General features: G+C 69.3%; 15 protein-coding genes. 2 read left to right on the plus strand and 13 right to left on the minus strand.

What is annotated here, in order from left to right; all coding sequences use genetic code 11:
* The first annotated feature begins 9 nt into the window (after nucleotides 1-9).
* The gene (locus ET475_RS04715; RefSeq protein WP_129386502.1) at nucleotides 10-645 is read left to right on the plus strand and encodes a metal-dependent transcriptional regulator; all 636 of its coding nucleotides are present in this window, start codon (nucleotides 10-12) and stop codon (nucleotides 643-645) included.
* 39 nt (nucleotides 646-684) lie between these two features.
* On the opposite strand, the gene ET475_RS04720 is transcribed toward ET475_RS04715, so the two are convergent.
* Nucleotides 685-1374: a VIT1/CCC1 transporter family protein gene (locus ET475_RS04720; RefSeq protein WP_129386505.1), complete on the minus strand. Its 690-nt coding sequence runs from the start codon at nucleotides 1372-1374 to the stop codon at nucleotides 685-687.
* A complete protein-coding gene (locus ET475_RS04725; RefSeq protein ID WP_129386508.1) occupies nucleotides 1374-2393 on the minus strand; it encodes an SDR family NAD(P)-dependent oxidoreductase in 1020 nt (339 codons plus the stop codon). The genes ET475_RS04720 and ET475_RS04725 overlap by 1 nt, the downstream gene beginning before the upstream one ends.
* A gap of 221 nt (nucleotides 2394-2614) precedes the next feature.
* Here ET475_RS04725 and ET475_RS04730 point away from each other — a divergent pair, with 221 nt between their 5' ends.
* On the plus strand, nucleotides 2615-3391 hold the full coding sequence (locus ET475_RS04730; protein ID WP_129386511.1) for an HAD-IIA family hydrolase: 777 nt from the start codon (nucleotides 2615-2617) through the stop codon (nucleotides 3389-3391).
* 1051 nt (nucleotides 3392-4442) lie between these two features.
* On the opposite strand, the gene ET475_RS04735 is transcribed toward ET475_RS04730, so the two are convergent.
* The 11 genes from ET475_RS04735 to ET475_RS04785 all read right to left on the minus strand — a co-directional run bounded on the left by ET475_RS04735 (nucleotide 4443) and on the right by ET475_RS04785 (nucleotide 15405).
* Entirely contained in the window at nucleotides 4443-5348 is a 906-nt protein-coding gene (locus ET475_RS04735) for an ROK family protein (protein WP_129386514.1), read from the minus strand.
* Nucleotides 5345-6262, minus strand: a complete 918-nt coding sequence (locus ET475_RS04740; RefSeq protein WP_129386517.1) for a carbohydrate ABC transporter permease — start codon at nucleotides 6260-6262, stop codon at nucleotides 5345-5347. The genes ET475_RS04735 and ET475_RS04740 overlap by 4 nt, the downstream gene beginning before the upstream one ends.
* Complete coding sequence (locus ET475_RS04745; protein WP_129386520.1) at nucleotides 6259-7149, minus strand: carbohydrate ABC transporter permease; 891 nt, start codon at nucleotides 7147-7149, stop codon at nucleotides 6259-6261. The genes ET475_RS04740 and ET475_RS04745 overlap by 4 nt, the downstream gene beginning before the upstream one ends.
* 67 nt (nucleotides 7150-7216) lie before the next feature.
* Nucleotides 7217-8503 carry an ABC transporter substrate-binding protein gene (locus tag ET475_RS04750; protein ID WP_129386523.1) on the minus strand — a complete coding sequence of 429 codons (1287 nt, stop codon included), beginning with the start codon at nucleotides 8501-8503 and terminating at the stop codon, nucleotides 7217-7219.
* Between the two features lie 109 nt (nucleotides 8504-8612).
* A complete protein-coding gene (locus tag ET475_RS04755) occupies nucleotides 8613-9671 on the minus strand; it encodes a LacI family DNA-binding transcriptional regulator (RefSeq protein ID WP_165310748.1) in 1059 nt (352 codons plus the stop codon).
* Between the two features lie 224 nt (nucleotides 9672-9895).
* Nucleotides 9896-10672, minus strand: coding sequence for an ABC transporter ATP-binding protein (locus tag ET475_RS04760; RefSeq protein ID WP_129386529.1), 777 nt, complete (start codon nucleotides 10670-10672; stop codon nucleotides 9896-9898).
* Nucleotides 10669-11589 (minus strand): ABC transporter permease, encoded by a 921-nt coding sequence (locus ET475_RS04765; protein ID WP_129386532.1) that lies wholly within the window; start codon nucleotides 11587-11589, stop codon nucleotides 10669-10671. Before ET475_RS04765 ends, ET475_RS04760 begins: the two co-directional genes overlap by 4 nt.
* A 4-nt stretch (nucleotides 11590-11593) precedes the next feature.
* Entirely contained in the window at nucleotides 11594-12592 is a 999-nt protein-coding gene (locus ET475_RS04770) for an NrtA/SsuA/CpmA family ABC transporter substrate-binding protein (protein ID WP_129386536.1), read from the minus strand.
* Nucleotides 12589-13464, minus strand: a complete 876-nt coding sequence (locus tag ET475_RS04775) for a DUF1684 domain-containing protein (protein ID WP_165310750.1) — start codon at nucleotides 13462-13464, stop codon at nucleotides 12589-12591. Before ET475_RS04775 ends, ET475_RS04770 begins: the two co-directional genes overlap by 4 nt.
* Nucleotides 13436-14545, minus strand: coding sequence for an LLM class flavin-dependent oxidoreductase (locus tag ET475_RS04780; protein ID WP_129386542.1), 1110 nt, complete (start codon nucleotides 14543-14545; stop codon nucleotides 13436-13438). Before ET475_RS04780 ends, ET475_RS04775 begins: the two co-directional genes overlap by 29 nt.
* Complete coding sequence (locus ET475_RS04785; protein ID WP_129386545.1) at nucleotides 14542-15405, minus strand: LLM class flavin-dependent oxidoreductase; 864 nt, start codon at nucleotides 15403-15405, stop codon at nucleotides 14542-14544. The genes ET475_RS04780 and ET475_RS04785 overlap by 4 nt, the downstream gene beginning before the upstream one ends.
* Nucleotides 15406-15547: the final 142 nt, after the last annotated feature.

A 15547-nucleotide genomic window follows, 5' to 3' on the forward strand; every position in this document is an offset into this window, starting at 1 on the left:
CCTGGGAAGATGGCTTCTCCCGCCGCGGACGACTACCTGAAGACGATCTACCACCACACCGAGTGGCAGGACGAGCAGATCACTCCGTCGCAACTGGCCGCCAACCTGTCGCTGGCTCCCTCGAGTGTCACCGAGATGGTGCAGAAGCTCGCCGCCCAGGGGCTGGTCTCGCACCGCCTCTACGGGCCGATCGCACTGACGGCGGCCGGCGAGCGCCGCGCGGCGGCGATCATCCGGCGGCATCGACTCATCGAGACCTGGCTCGTGCGCGAGTTCGACTACGCGTGGGACGAAGTGCACGACGAGGCCGAAGTGCTCGAGCATGCTCTCAGCGACCGCCTGCTCGCCGGGATCGACGAGCTGCTGGGGCATCCCGTGGTCGATCCGCACGGCGACGCCATTCCCGACGCCGACGGGCACGTGCATCGCCCCGCGTTCGTGCTGCTCGGCGACGCCGAGCCCGGACACCGGGGACGAGTGCTGCGCGTGAGCGACCGTGACCCGCAGGTGCTGCGAGCGATGCAGGATGCCGGACTGCACATCGGCGTCGAAGTCGAGGTGGGCGCCCCCGGCGTGGTGCACGTGGACGGGGCCACCCGGCCGGTTCCCACCGGCGCGGCCGATGCCGTCTGGCTCACGGCCTGATCCGCGGGCAACCGGCGCGCGCCCGCGGCGCGGCCGGGCTCAGAAGACCAACGCCCCGACGAGCCAGCTGACGATCATGGTGCCTACGCCCACGCTCAGCGAGCGCACGAGAGTGCGGGTGAGCGAGACCCGACCGGTGCGCGCGGCGATCACCGCGATGAGGCCGAGCGACAGCGCGACCACGATGAGAATCGCCCACGTCTCCAGGGCGCCGGGCACGAAGATCGTGATCAGCAGCGGAATGATCGCCCCCACCAAGAACGCCACTCCCGCTCCGACACCGGCCCCGACCGTCTCGCCGATGCTCATCACGTCGTCGATGCCGTATTCGCTCTCCAGTTGTGCGCGCAACGCGTCGCGTTCGGACAGCTGCTCGGCGACCTGGCGCGCAAGTGCGGCATCCAGCCCCTTGCGCTCGTAGTATGCGGTCAACTCGGCTATCTCGTCGTCGGGATGCGCGGCCAGCGCCGCGCTCTCTTCGGCGGCGATGATCAACTGCGCCTCGCGCTCGGCCGATGCCTCGGCCCACGTCGTGCCGCCCAGTGACAGAGCGCCGGCGACAGTCGCGGCCGCGGCGGCGACCACGAGCACGTTGTCAGAGGCGCCTGCGCCGGCGAACCCCTCGAGGATGCCAGCAGTGGCGATGATGCCGTCGTTCGCATCGACCGCCCAGGAACGCAGGGTCGCGGCATCCCACCACCGTTCCCGGGGCGAGGTGGTACTGACCATCAGCGCAGCCGCCGCCGGGCGCGGGCGGCCTTCTCGAACGGCCAGCGCACCCGCGTCGCGTTCTCGCAGTAGTCCCACAGGCGCGTGCCCAGGGCCGGATCGCGCAGCAGCTTGGCGGGGGTGGTGCGGTGCGGGGTTCCATGCACGAGATACCGCGGACCCCAGAACTGCCCGCCCTCGATGTCGGCATCGGCCAGTGCCCGCACCAGCGCGTGCGCCCCGTGCTCCTTCGATTGCGAGATCGGCGCCTGCAGGTTGTCGATGAACCGCGTCATGCGGGATGGCTCGTTCACGCCGCGCACCCCGGCGGTGCGTCCGCTGATCGCATATCCCGGATGCGCCACCAGACTCGCCACCGGCACGCCGGCCTCGCGCAAACGCCGATCAGCCTCCAGGCCCAGCACGGTGGTCGCGACCTTCGACTGCACGTAGGCCCGCCACGGCGTGTAGTCGTTCACCAGCTCGGGGTCGACCGGCTCGTGGTCGCCCAGCAGCGTCGACATGCTGCCGATCCACACCATTCGGCCGCCCACCACGGCGAGGTTCTGCAGCAGCTCACCGGCCAGCGAGAAGTGGCCGAGCACGTTGGTGGCGAACACCAATTCGTGTCCGCCCACGGTCTGGCGGGTACGGGGCGGATGCACGATGCCCGCGTTCAGCAGCAGGCCGTGCAGGGGGCCGCGGGTGCGCGCGGTGGCTGCCGCCGCTCGAATGGAGCCGAAATTGCTGGTGTCCAGCAGCAGCGTCTCGAGGCTGCCGGAAGTGGGATGCCGCGCCTCGCCGCCGCCCGCCGCTTCAGCGCCCGAGCCGCGCGCCGCGGCATCCAGAACCCGTCTCTCGATGGCGGCGTGCGCAGCCGCGAGCCGGTTCGGGTTGCGTCCGGTGAGGATCACGTGGGCGCCCGCACGCACGAGCTGCTCGGTTGCGAAGTATCCGAGACCGCGCGTGGAGCCGGTCACCAGGTAACGCCTGCCTGTCAGGTCGGGCAGGCGTCGAGGATCCCAGGCCGTCCGCGCCACGCTTCGAGCCTATTGCGTGTGGGCGACCAGCGGCGGGACCCGCCTCGCGACGCGCCCAGTGACGTGGGCGAGATCGCGCGCGGTGAGCGGGGGTCGAGCGCGGTGAGGGGCGGCGGCGCGCGGTTTGCGCCGGGTCGGGCGCGGTGCACGGTGCGCCGTGGCCGCGCGCGGTGAGGGGCGGCGCCGCGCGGTGAGCCCACCGCCCCGGCTAGGCTGGCCGCATGCGGACCCGTGCCGATATCGCCTGCTGGCTGACCGACATGGACGGCGTGCTCGTCCACGAGAACCGTCCCATCCCGGGTGCGGCCGAGTTGCTCGCGCAGTGGCGTGACGCCGGCACACCTTTTCTCGTGCTGACGAACAACCCGATCTACACGCGCCGCGACCTCGCAGCGCGCCTCGGCCGTTCGGGGCTGGACGTTCCGGAGGAACGGATCTGGACCTCGGCGCTTGCCACCGCCCAGTTTCTCAAGTCGCAGATGCCGGGCGGTTCGGCATTCGTGATCGGCGAAGCAGGCCTGACGACAGCGTTGCACGAGGCTGGATTCATCATGACCGAGACCCAACCCGACTACGTCGTGGTGGGCGAGACGCGGCAATATTCGTTCGAGGCCATCACGATGGCGATCCGGTTCATCAACGCGGGCGCGCGCTTCATCATCACGAACCCCGACTCGACCGGCCCCACCCCATCGGGTGTCGTTCCGGCGACTGGATCGTTCGCCGCCCTGATCACGAAGGCGACCGGACGCGAGCCCTATGTCGTCGGCAAGCCGAACCCGATGATGTTCCGCTCGGCGATGAATCAGATCGGCGCGCACTCCGAGAACACAGGCATGATCGGCGACCGCATGGACACCGACGTGATCGCGGGCATCGAGGCCGGCCTGCACACCGTGCTCGTGCTCAGCGGGATCAGCGACCGGGCCGATGTGGAGCGATATCCGTTCCGGCCCGATGAGATCGTCGATTCGGTCGCCGATCTCGTCGAGACATGAGCGCGCCCGAGCAGAACCTGCTCTTCGCCGTGACGACGCTCGTTCTGGCCGGAACGCTCGTCGCATTCATCGTGCAGTACATTCGGCGCCACCACCGCGACTGAACAGCACCCGCACGTTCTGCGACATCCACGGATGCCGTGTCACACAACCGGCGGCTTCCCCACCGGCATCCCGCACCTACCGTGACACGCCCCTACGCCGTGTCACACAACCGGCGGCTTCCCGGAGCCAAACCCGCACCTACTGTGACACGCATAGCGGCCATCACCATGGATGCCGCAGCTGCCACCGCACGGAGCCACCACCCCACCCTGAGCACCGCGTCACACAACCGGCGACCTCTTCGCCCACAACCCGCACCTACCGTGACACGCCCCTACGCCGTGTCACACAACAGGCAGCTTCCCGGAGCCAAACCCACACCTACTGTGACACGCATAGCGGCCATCACCATAGATGCCGCAGCTGCCACCCCACCCTGAGCACCGCGTCACACAATCGGCGACTTCGCAGAGCCAAGCCCGCACCTTCTGTGACACGCATCCGCGCCGCGTCACACAACCGGCGGCTTCCCGGAGCCAAACCCGCACCTACTGTGACACGCGGAGATGCCGCCGGATGGATGCCGCAGCTGCCACCGCACGGAGCCACCACCCCACCCTGAGCACCGTGTCACACAACCGGCGACCTCTTCGGGCTGAGCCCGCACCTACCGTGACACGCCCCTGCACCGTGTCACACAACCAGCGGCTTCCCGGAGCCAAACCCACACCTACTGTGACACGCACAGATGCCCTCGGATGGATCCCGCAGGTCCCACCGCACGCAGCTGCCACCCCACCCTGAGCACCGCGTCACACAACCGGCGGCTTCCCCACCGGCATCCCCCGCGCCTTCCGTGACACGCCCCTACGCCGTGTCACACAACCGGCGGCTTCTCCACCGGCATCCCGCACCTACCGTGACACGCCCCTACGCCGTGTCACACAACCGGCGGCTTCCCGGAGCCAACACCCGCACCTACTGTGACACGCTCCCCGACCGCAGCTCAGGACCCCGACCGCAGCACCAGCGCGGCGGCGCCGATCAGCGGACCGTCGCCGCCCAGCCCGCTGCGCACCACGCGCGCGGCGCGCGCGTAGGCCAGGGATGCGGCATCCCGCAGCGCAGCGCCGATCAGTTCGACGTAGTCCTCGGCCACGTGCGAGAATCCGCCACCGACCGCGAAGACCTCGACGTCGACGAGCGCCGCGATGTCGGCCAGCGCCCGCCCGATCGCGCCGGCCGAGCGTTCGACGGCCGCGCGTGCGATGGTGTGGCCGGATGCCGCGGCTTGCGCGAGCTCTTCGCCCGTGTCGCCCGCCCAGCCCTGGGCCCGCGCCCAGGCGACGCTCGCCGGTCCCGACGCGACCTGCTCGAGCGAGAGTCCGCCGTCGGAGTGCATCTGGCCGAGGTGCCCGGCGTTGCCGGTGGTTCCGGCGAACAGTCTGCCGTCGATGAGGAATCCGCCGCCGATCCCGGTCGAGACGACGAAGGCCAGTGACACGCGGGCCTCGCGGGTGACTCCGACCCACGACTCGGCCAGGGCGAGGCATCCGCCATCGTGCCCGAGGCACACCGGAACGTCACCGAGCCCCGCGCGTGCCGCCGCGTCGGCGACCACGTCGCGCAGCGGCATCCCGTGCAGGCTCGTCATGTTCACCGGCGCAATCGTTCCGGCGGCGTGATCGATGGGTCCGGCGCTGCCGATTCCGATGCCGCGCACCGGCCCGTCGGCGTTGCGCGCGGCGCCGCGCACCACCTGGATGAGCGCCGCCTGCAGTCGATCGGGGGTGACGTCGGGACCCGTCGGCCGCCGGTGCCGGGTGCCCGGCACCACCGCTCCGGCGTCGTCGACGAGGGCGGCCTCGACCTTCGTGCCGCCCAGGTCGACGGCCAGAGCGAGATCGGTCACGACTTGACCGACCCGCTCATCAGTCCGCCGATGAAGTACTTGCCCAGGATGATGTATACGACAAGCGTCGGCAGCGAGGCGATGAGCGCACCGGCCATCGACGCGCCGTAGTTCGACAGCTGCGCGCCCTGCGACAGGTTCACCAGCGACAGCGACACCGGGCCCTGGTTCGCGTCGGACAGGAACAGGGCGAACAGATAGTCGTTCCACGCCGAGGTGAACTGCCAGATGATCGTCACGACGAAACCCGGCAGCGACAGCGGCAGGATGATGCGCCAGTACGAGCTGAGCATGCCGGCGCCGTCGACCCGCGAGGCCTCCATGAGCTCGTTGGGCACACCCTCGTAGTAGTTGCGGAAGATCAGCGTGCAGATGGGCAGACCGTAGATGATGTGCACGATCAGCAGAGTCGCGATGCTGCTGGGCATGCCCAGCGACGTCTTCATCTGCACGAGAGGCACCATGATCGCCTGGTAGGGGATGAACATGCCGAACAGGATCAGCGTGAACACGATGTTCGCGTAGGGGAACTTCCAGCGCGAGAGCACGAAGCCGTTCATCGAGCCGAGCATCGCCGAGATGATCGCGGCCGGGATCGCCAGCAGGAACGTGCGGCCGATCGGGGCGGCGAGGGTCTGCCACGCTATCGTCCAGTTGTCGAAGCCGGTCGCTCCGTCGGGGCCGGCCTGCCAGGGCCAGCGCGACGGCAGACGCCAGGAGGTCACCGCCGACACGTCGGACGGCCCCTTCAGGCTCGTCACCAGCAGCACGTACACCGGCATGAGCACGATGACCACGAACAGCAGCAGCAGCACGTACTTGACGGTGCGGCCCGCGCGGGCGCGACCCTTGTGTGCGGTCGGGATGTTGCCGGCCAGGTTCGTGCGGCGTTCGATTCCGGTTGCGACAGTCATCGCCGGGCCTTCCTTTCCGCACGAGCCGTATAGATGAGGTACGGCACGATGAAGATGCACACGAGCAGCAGCAGGATCGTGGCGATCGCCGACGCCTTGCCGTATTCGGCACCGGTGAGGGCCACCCACATGTAGGTGGCCGGCACCTCGGTGATGTACACCGATCCGGTGACGGCCATGATCAGGTCGAAGACCTTCAGCGACATGTGCGCGACGATGACCAGGGCCGACAGGGCGACCGGGCTCAGCTGGGGGAAGATGACATGGCGGTACAGCTTCCACTCGCTCGCGCCGTCCATTCGGGCAGCTTCACGCAGTTCTTCGGGGATGCCGCGGAAGCCGGAGAGGAACAGCGCCATGACGTAGCCGGCGAGCTGCCAGATGGCGGGCATCGCCATCGCTGCCATGCCCCAGTACGGGGCGTTGTACCAATCGTTCTGCAGGCTGCCCAAGCCGATCGATTGCAGCAGGCGGTTCAGGCCCGACGCGCGGTCGCCCTGGGCAGAGCTGAGCAGCCAGCGCCACACGACACCGGATGCCACAAACGAGACCGCCATCGGGAACAGATAGATCGAGCGGAATGCGCCTTCGGCGGTCACGCCCTTGTCGAGCATCCATGCCCAGATGAAGCCGAAGAGCATCGTGCCGACCATGAAGAAGACGGTGAAGATGCCGAGATTGGCCAGCGAGTGCAGAAAACGCGGCTCGGTGAGCAGGTCGGTGAAGTTCTGCAGTCCGACGAACTCAGATGCTGTCAGCGCCGAGTCCTTCGTCATGGCGGTGGAGATGTTCACGCCAATGAGAACGTAGACGAAGATGCCGACCAGCACGATGGTCGGTGAGATCAGCAGCAGCGGCGGGCCCCAGTTGCGGATGCCTTTGCGCATCGGTCCTCCAGAGGTGAGGATGCGCGCGGGGCGACGCTTTCACGCCGCCCCGCGCACGGAATGGTTGTTACTGGCCCAGACCCTTGGTCTGTGCGTCGACGAGAGCGCTCTGGAACGTGCCGGCGTCCTTCGTCGAGACGAACTGACCGATCGCCGAGGTGATGTCGTTCAGCCACGAGACCTTGACGGCCGCGCCGTGGGCGAGTGAGCTGACGACGGTGTCCTTCGCGAACGAGGCCATCGCACCCTGCTGGTACTCGGGGTAGTCGGCCGGGTCGGCGTCGGTGCGCGCGGGGATCGAGCCCTTGGCGAGGTTGAACGCCTTCTGCCCGTCGGCCGAGCTGATCGTCTTCAGCCAGTTCTTGGCGCCGGCGGCGTGCGGGGCACCCACCGGAAGCGTGAACGAGTCGGCGAGGAAGTCGAACGTCCCGTCGGTGCCCGGCGTCGGCCAGGTGGTGAACTCCTTGCCGTACGTCATGTTCTTGGCGTCGAACTCGGCCAGCGCCCAGTCGCCCATCACGTTGTAGGCGGCCGTGCCGTCGATGACCATGTCGGTGGCGACCGGCCAGTCCTGCCCGGTGCCGTCGGTGTTCGCGAAGCTCAGCAGCTGCGAGTAGTAGTCGATGGCGGTGGTGACCTCGGTCGAGTCGAACTTCGTCGTGCCGTCCCACAGGCCCTGGTAGCCGTCGGCGCCGAGCACCGAGAGAAGCACGTTCTCGAACAGCTGCACCTGGGTCCAGTCGGTGGCCACCGACAGCGGGGTCTCGACCCCGTTGTCCTTCAGCTTCTGCATGTCGGCCAGCCACGCGTCCAGGTCGGCGGGGGCGACCTTCGGGTCAATGCCGGCCTTGGTCAGCAGGTCGGTGTTGACCCAGGTGACGTTCGCGCGGTGGATGTTGCTGGGCACCGAGTAGATCTTGCCGTCGACGGTCAGGCGGTCCAGCAAGGTCGACGGGAAGACGTCGGTCAGCCCGTTCTCCTTGTAGAAGTCGCTGAGGTCCTCGATTTTCTCTGCCTCGATGTAATCGGTGAGCTCGGCCCCGGCGTGCGCCTGGAACGAGTCGGGCGGGTTGTTGGCCTTCAGTCGTGAGGCGAGCGCGTTCTTCGCGTTCGATCCGGCACCACCGGCCACGGCCGCGTTGACGAACTTGGTGTCGGGGAACTGCTGGTCGAAGACCTTGACAAGAGCGTCAAGGCCCGCCTTCTCAGAACCGGATGCCCACCAGGTGAACACCTCGACCTGGCTGGCGTCGTTCGCGTCGCCCTTGTCGCCGTTGTCGTTCGACCCGGCGCAACCGGCCAACGCGAGCCCGGCGACGGCCAGGCCCGCGACCGCTGCGAGTGCTTTCCGCATGTGATCCTCCATTGGATGATTTCCGCCTGCAATTCCGCCGGCTCAACTTATGAAAACTGAAAACGTTGCCAGATGCAAGGCGCGGGATGCCGGTGACCAGACATGTGACCTAATCGTGATGCGGTGGCATCTCGCCCGAGCCGCGCTCGACCAGCCGCGTGCCCAGGATGATGCGCTGGGTCGGACCGCCCCGCCCGTCGATGCGACTGAGCAGCAGATCGGCGGCGGCGGTGCCGATGGCCACGGGATCCTGCGCGATGGTCGTGGTGGGCGGAACCATCAGCTCGGCCAGGTCGAAGTCGTCGAACCCGACCAGCGCCAGCTGCGAGCCGAGCAGTCGCTGCGCGCCCAGCAGCGCCCGCGTGGTGCGGCCGTTCGTGGAGAACACTGCGGTGGGTGGCTCGGAAAGTCGCGCCAGTTCGAGCAGCGCCTCGGCGCACGCATTCACGTCGTCGTCGACCGAAACGACCAGTGCACGGTCGTGCGGCAGTCCGAGTTCGCGCAGGCCCAGGTAGTACCCGGCCTCGCGGCGGGCGGAGGTGTAGCGGCCCGACGCGTGGGCGAAGCACGCGATGCGCCGATGCCCGGCTTCGTACAGGTGGCGCACGGCGGTGGCGGCCCCGCCCTCGTTGTCGACGACGACGAGATCGGCCGCCAGCGGCCCGTCGGGTGGCTGGTCGACGAACACGATCGGCGTGCCGTCGCGCTTCTCGTTCGTGAGGAAGGCGAGGTCGGCGCCCTCGGGCGCCACCAGAATGAGCCCGTCCAGGCTGCGGCGCAGGAGCCGCCGGATGACGCGCTCTGCCTCGGCCGGCTCGTCGGTGACCGAGGCCACCAGCACGACGAGATCGCGCGCGCGGGCCTGCTCTTCGACGCCCTTGATCAGCGCCGAGAAGAAGGGATCGGAGATGTTGGTGACGACCATGCCGATCGTGGCCGATGATCCGGTGCGCAGTGTGTGCGCCGAGTCGTTGCGGCTGAAGTTCAGCTCACGCACCGCGCGCTCGACCGCGCGCACCTTGGCGGGCGCCACACCGCCCTTGCCCGCGACCACGCGCGAGACCGTCGACAGGCCCACGCCGGCGCGCGCGGCGACATCTTTCATCGTCGCGCGCCGGCGCGCGGCGTCGAGCGTCGGTACGTCTTCCATGGCGGTCCGATCTGGCACGTTTTCGGCAACGTTACCAAACCTGGCCGTGCTCTGCTCGCCGCACCTGGCCGTGCGCTGCTCGACGGCGCCGCCGCGCTCGGTCGCACGGTGTCGAGCTCTCCTTCTGGCCGGCGCCAGCGGCATCCCCGGCGCAACGCTCACCATCTGAATCGCCTGGCGGTTCAGATGGTGAGCGTTCGGCGGCCACGTCGGGGCGGTGGCAAACGACGCGACCGGGCCGCTCAGCCGGCGGCATGCACTCCCAGCGCGTCGAGCAGGTCGGCACGCGTCGGGCCATCGCCGGCGCGGATGCCGCGGTGGTCGCGGATGAAGTGTCCGTCGCGCAGCACGATGATGCGATCGGCCAGCCGCAGCGCTTCGTCGACGTCGTGCGTGACCAGGAGCACGGCCGGTCCGTGTCGCACGCACAGATCGGCGACGAGATCCTGCATCTTCAGCCGGGTCAGCGCGTCGAGGGCGGCGAACGGCTCGTCGAGCAGCAGCAGCTCGGGGCTGCGCACCAGCGCCCGCGCCAGCGCCACGCGCTGCGCCTCGCCGCCTGACAGCGTCACCGGCCACGCGCGCTCGTGCGCTGCGAGGCCGACTTCGGTCAGGGCCTTGCGGGCGGTGTCGACCACATCGCGCCCGCGCATGCCGATCGTGACATTGGCCAGAACCCGCTGCGCGGGCAGCAGGCGCGGCTCTTGGAAGACCACCGTGCGCGCACGCGGAACCAACAGCTGACCGGCATCGGCGCTGTCGAGACCGGCGAGCATGCGCAGCAGCGTTGTTTTACCCGACCCGCTCGCGCCCAGCAGCGCGACGAACTCGCCACGCGATATCTGCAGCCCGACGCGATCGAGGATCACGCGGTCGCCGAATCGCTTGTCGACGTCGCGCAGCCACACTGCGGGCTTCGCGCGGTCGGTCTTCGCGGTGTCGGGCCTCGCGCGGTCGGTGTTCCCACGGTCGGTGTCCGCGGTGGCAGTGTTCGCGCTGTCGGTCACGACGGCGGTCATCGCCGAGCCCCCTTTCGCCGCAGCCACGGGGTCGCCAGACGTTCCAGCCCGCGGATCAGGGTGTCGGCGATGAGCCCGAAGGCGCCGTAGATGAGGATGCAGACGGTCAGGATGTCGGTGCGCGAGTAGTTCAGCGCTTCGGACATCAGATATCCCAGCCCCGCGAGGGCGTTGATTTCCTCGGCCGCGATCAGCGCGATGATGCTCAGCGTCGCACTCAGCCGCAGACCCGAGAACAATCCGGGCAGGGCACCGGGGAGGATGATCTGTCGGGCGGTCGCCCAACGCGACAGCCCGAAGACGGATGCCGCTTCGAGCAGCTTCGCATCGGTGGCGCGCACCGCGCCCGAGGCCGACACGTACATGGGGAACGTGGTCGCGACCGCGACGAGGGCGATGCGTGCCGTCTCGCCGATGCCGAACCACACCATGAACAGTGGCACGAGGGCCAGGAACGGCAGGGCGCGCAGGGTCTGCATCGCCGAGTCGAAGATGGCGTCACCCGATCGTGTCGACCCGGCGATCAGCCCGAGAAGCAGACCGATCGACACGCCGATCGCGAGTCCGCCGCCGGCGCGCGCCAACGAGACAGCGAGCGCCTGCGGCAGCTGCCCGTTCGTCCACAGTTCGACAGCGGCCGCTCCCACCTGGGCGGGCGAGGCCAGCACATCGGGTGTGAGCAGCCCGGTCGCGGTGGCCACCCACCAGATCGCCACGATCAGCGCCGGCCCGCCCAGGCGCGCCGCGACCGCGCCCGCGGCCGAGCGTTCGCGGTGCCGGTGCACCGCACGTGGAGTGATCAGTTGGGTGGCCGGCGCCGCAGCAGCGGCACTCGCCGCCGGCGCCCGGCCCGCGGCATCCGATGCCCGATCCGTGACCGCGACGATCGGGGCCTTCCCGTCGAGCACGTCGGTCATGTTCTCACCCCTTCAGCGTCGTGACGTCGAGCACGTGTGCGGCCACGTCGACGGTGCCGTCGGTGATCCCGCGGTCGGCGTAGAACTTCGCAACCTCGGCGAAATCGGCCAGCTGCTGCGCGCCGATGGCTTGCAGCGGGTGCGCTGCACGGGTGTCGTCGGCGGCGATCTGCACGCCCGCGGCGTCGAGCGCGTCGGCTCCCGAAGTGCGGAACACATTCAGGTACGGCTCGGGGTCGGCGATGCGGTCGAGATCCTTCGCGTGGATGTAGTCGTACAGCGCCGCGACCACGGCCGGATGCTGATCGGCGAAGTCGTTGCGCACGGCAAGCACGGAGTAGTTCTGCGAGCCGATCTGCTTGCCGGTCACGAGGAAGTGCTCGTCCTGACTGGCACGCTCGGTGATCGAGAAGCTCGACCAGGTCGCCCAGGCGTCGACCTTGCCCGAGTGGAAGACCGCCGCGCTCTGCGCGGGTTGCAGATACACGCGCTCCACGCTGTCATCGGCGAGCCCGGCCTGCTCCAGGGCCTTCAGCAGCAAGTACTCGCTGGTCGAGCCGTGCCACACGGCGACCTTCTTTCCGACCAGGTCGGTGATCGATTCGATTCCCGAGCCGTCCTTGACGAGGATGCCCTCGCCGTTGTCGTCGGGGGCTGCCGCGGCGAACAGCTCGAAACTCGGCGTCTGGCCCAGCGCCATGACCGCCGAGGTGATCGATCCGGTGGCCACGTCGAGTTCCCCGGCGTTCAGCGACAGCGCCGCCGGCGCGAAGGCGCCCGCGGTGCCCGTCCAGGCCACTTTCGCGCCGACGGCGGCGAGCGCCTTGTCGAGGCTGCCGTCCTTCTTTCCCAGCGCGAGGCTTCCCGAGTTGCCGGGATCGGGAATGCGCACGGTGATGCTCGCGGCGTCGCCGCTGTCGGCGGATGCCGCGGCGCAGCCGACGAGGCCGGTGGCGGCGAGCGCGACCAGGGCGAGAGCGCTGAGCGCGCGTGAGGCGGTCATGGGTGGTCCTTCCGGGTGGTGTCGATGACGACGGCGCGGCCGTCGGCGTGTGCGGTGAGACGGAGGGTCGGGGTCTTCTCGCCGGCGGTCACCGGAACCGTGATGCGATTGCCGGCCGGCGGCAGCGGGCAGGTGCCGAAATCGCTGTACGCGCAGGGCAGGTTCGTGGCGCGGGTGAAGTCGACGGTGACGTCGTCGCGGTCGATCTCGACCGTCACGGTACGACCGGCGCCGTAGCTGTCGGTGCCACTTGTCGCGTCGCGGAACGGCAGGCGCACGGTGCCCGGGGTGAAGCCCGCGAACGCCGTCAACGCATACGAGGTGCCAGCGATCTCGACGTGGAGCGTGCCCACGGCGGCCAGCTCGTGCTCGAACCGCCCGGTCACGGCATCCACGGTCACCGCACGGGCTGTCTCCCACGCCTCGAAGCGGGCGGGCACGCGCCAGGCGGCATCCGCAGGCCACGCATCCGTGCCGGCGAAGGCCGCCAGAAACGGGCTGTCCTCGAGCCGCGGCCGCGCGATCACGTGGTCGCCGCGTCGGGCGATCTCGATCTCGCCGCCGTCGAAGGTGAGCAGGTGCGGTCCCGCACCGCCGAGCACAAGCGGGCCGTCGATCTCCTGATCGGCCAGAAACAGGCCGTCGGCCGCGACCGCCTCGACGACCGCGTCACCGGTGGCCACCCGATAGACACCGGGAACGCCGGGGATGCGCTGCGCCTCGGGCGTGAGCCAGACGAGTCCGGTGAACGCCAGCACACCGTGCGGGTCGCGACGCCCCTCGTCGAGTGCGTCGTGCCATTCACGCCAGGATGCCGCGAACTCCGCCGCGTCTGCGACCGGTTCAGCCGACGAGGGGAAGGACGTTTTCACCGACACGGTAAGCCTCCTCAAGGTGCGGGGTGGATGCAAGGATGAACGAGTCGACGCCGAGATCGACCAGCTCGCTCAGACGTTCGGCGACCTGCTCGTACGAGCCGACAAGACCGAGCGCGGGGCCGGCGCGCAGCGTGTTGAAGCCCGCCCAGACGTTCGGCTCGATCTGAAGATCACGCCAGTCGCCGCTGGTGGGGACGATGCCCGCCTGTCGCGAGGCACCCACCGAGTCGCCCTTCGCGTCTGCTCGGCCGCCCAGCGGGTGCTGCCACGCCCGCTCCACCGCCGCCCACGCGAGTTCGGGTGTGGGCCGGGCGAGCACCTCGATGCGCAGGGCGAACTTCGGGGTGCGCCCCCGCAGCGCCGAGCGTTCGCGCACCTTCTCGAACTTCTCCGCGAGCGCGGCGCGTGGCTCCAGCCACGACAGGTAGAAATCGGCGTGGGCTCCGGCCGCGTCGATGGCGGCATCCGACGATCCGGAGAAGTACAGCTCGGGGAATGCGGCGCCCTGCAGCTGCGCCGGCAGTGCGGCATCCCGCGTCGTGAAGAACCGGCCGTCGTAGCTGAACGGGTCGCCGGACCACACGCCCTTGATGATGTCGAGGAACTCCTTCGTGCGCGCATACCGGTCATCGTGTGCGACCCGGTCGCCCCACCAGAGCTGGGCGGGGCCGCCGCCGCCGGTGATCACGTTGAACACGAGCCGGCCGCCGGAGAGCTGCTGGTAGGTCGCCGAGGCGCGCGCGACCTCGAGCGGGTGCAGAAATCCGGGCTGGTAAGCCACCATGAACCGGTACGTGTCGGTGCCGGCCAACAGTGCGCTGGCGTACGCCCAGGGGTCTTCGGTCGACGGGAACGAGGGCAGCAGGCCGCCGGTGAATCCGGCCGACTCGGTCGCCTTGGCCACCAACAGCGCATGGTCGATGTAGCTGAAGGTCTCATCGACCGCGCCGTCGCGGCGGAACGGCGCGATGTTTCCGGTCGCGATGCCGCGAGCGTTGCCGCGGCCGTATTTGTTCGCGGTGGCCAGACTCGCGTGGTCGCCCTCCATCGCTATCCGCCAGAAGAACTCGGTCATGCTGCGGCCTCCTCATCGGCGTCGCGTTCGGCCCGGCGCCCGGCATCCAGGGCCGGCAGCACATTCTCGGCGACCCGGTACAGCTCGCCGATCGGGTCGTCGGCGCGGAAGATGATCTGGTCGGCGCCGTTGTCGATGGCTTCGCCGAGCGCCTCGATGGCCTGGGCGTAGCTGCCGACGATGCCGTCGGCCGGATCGCCGGTGTTCTCGGCGAGCGCCTCGTCTGCGGTCTCGCGCACGAGGATGCGCACGGCCAGCGCCTGTCCGTCGGTCGGCGTGCGCGCGATCAGCGTGTCGTACAGCTCGGCCGGGCCGGTCTCGTCGGCGGGACGGTAGAAGCGTGGCCGTGCAACGCCGGAGAGGATGCCACGCAGTCCCCCTCCTGCCACCTGGAAGAAACGGCCGTCCGCCTCGAACGGCGCGCTGTCGTCGTCGAGCGCGACCTCGTGCTCGTTCCAGACCCCGCGGAAAGTGGCAGCGAACTCGACAAGTCGGGCGGTGGCGTCCGTCTGGCCCAGGCCACCGCCGATCGACGCTTCGAACGCCGCGCCGGCACGGGCGCGCAGGGCGAGATCCAGACGGCCGGATGCCGCGCGCTGCGCGCTCGCGAAGAGCTTGGCCAGATACACCGGACTGCCCGCACCGGCGTGCGTCTCGACGACGACCCGCGCCAGCCGCGTGGCTCGAGCCACGACGCCGGCGACGACGAGCGTGCTGTCACCGTCGTCGTCCCAGGGCAGGTAGACAGTGTCGAAGCCGGCCTGGTCGGCGCCGCGGGCGATCTGCTCATAGCGCGACACGGCGCGATGGTGATCGCCGGTGGCGCGTCGCGTCGGAATGGTCCAGCCGAACGAGGCCATGTCCGCTCCTTTCGAGTACGGGTGGGTGATTTGGGACGTTACGAGCGATGCCGTCCCGGCGCACGCGGTGACGACACACGACGACCACTCGCGTCATACTTCGTCGGATGTCGTCACATCCGGTCTTCTGCCGTCTTCTTCT

Origin of the sequence: Microbacterium protaetiae (assembly GCF_004135285.1) — a bacterium.
Taxonomy (GTDB): domain Bacteria; phylum Actinomycetota; class Actinomycetes; order Actinomycetales; family Microbacteriaceae; genus Microbacterium; species Microbacterium protaetiae.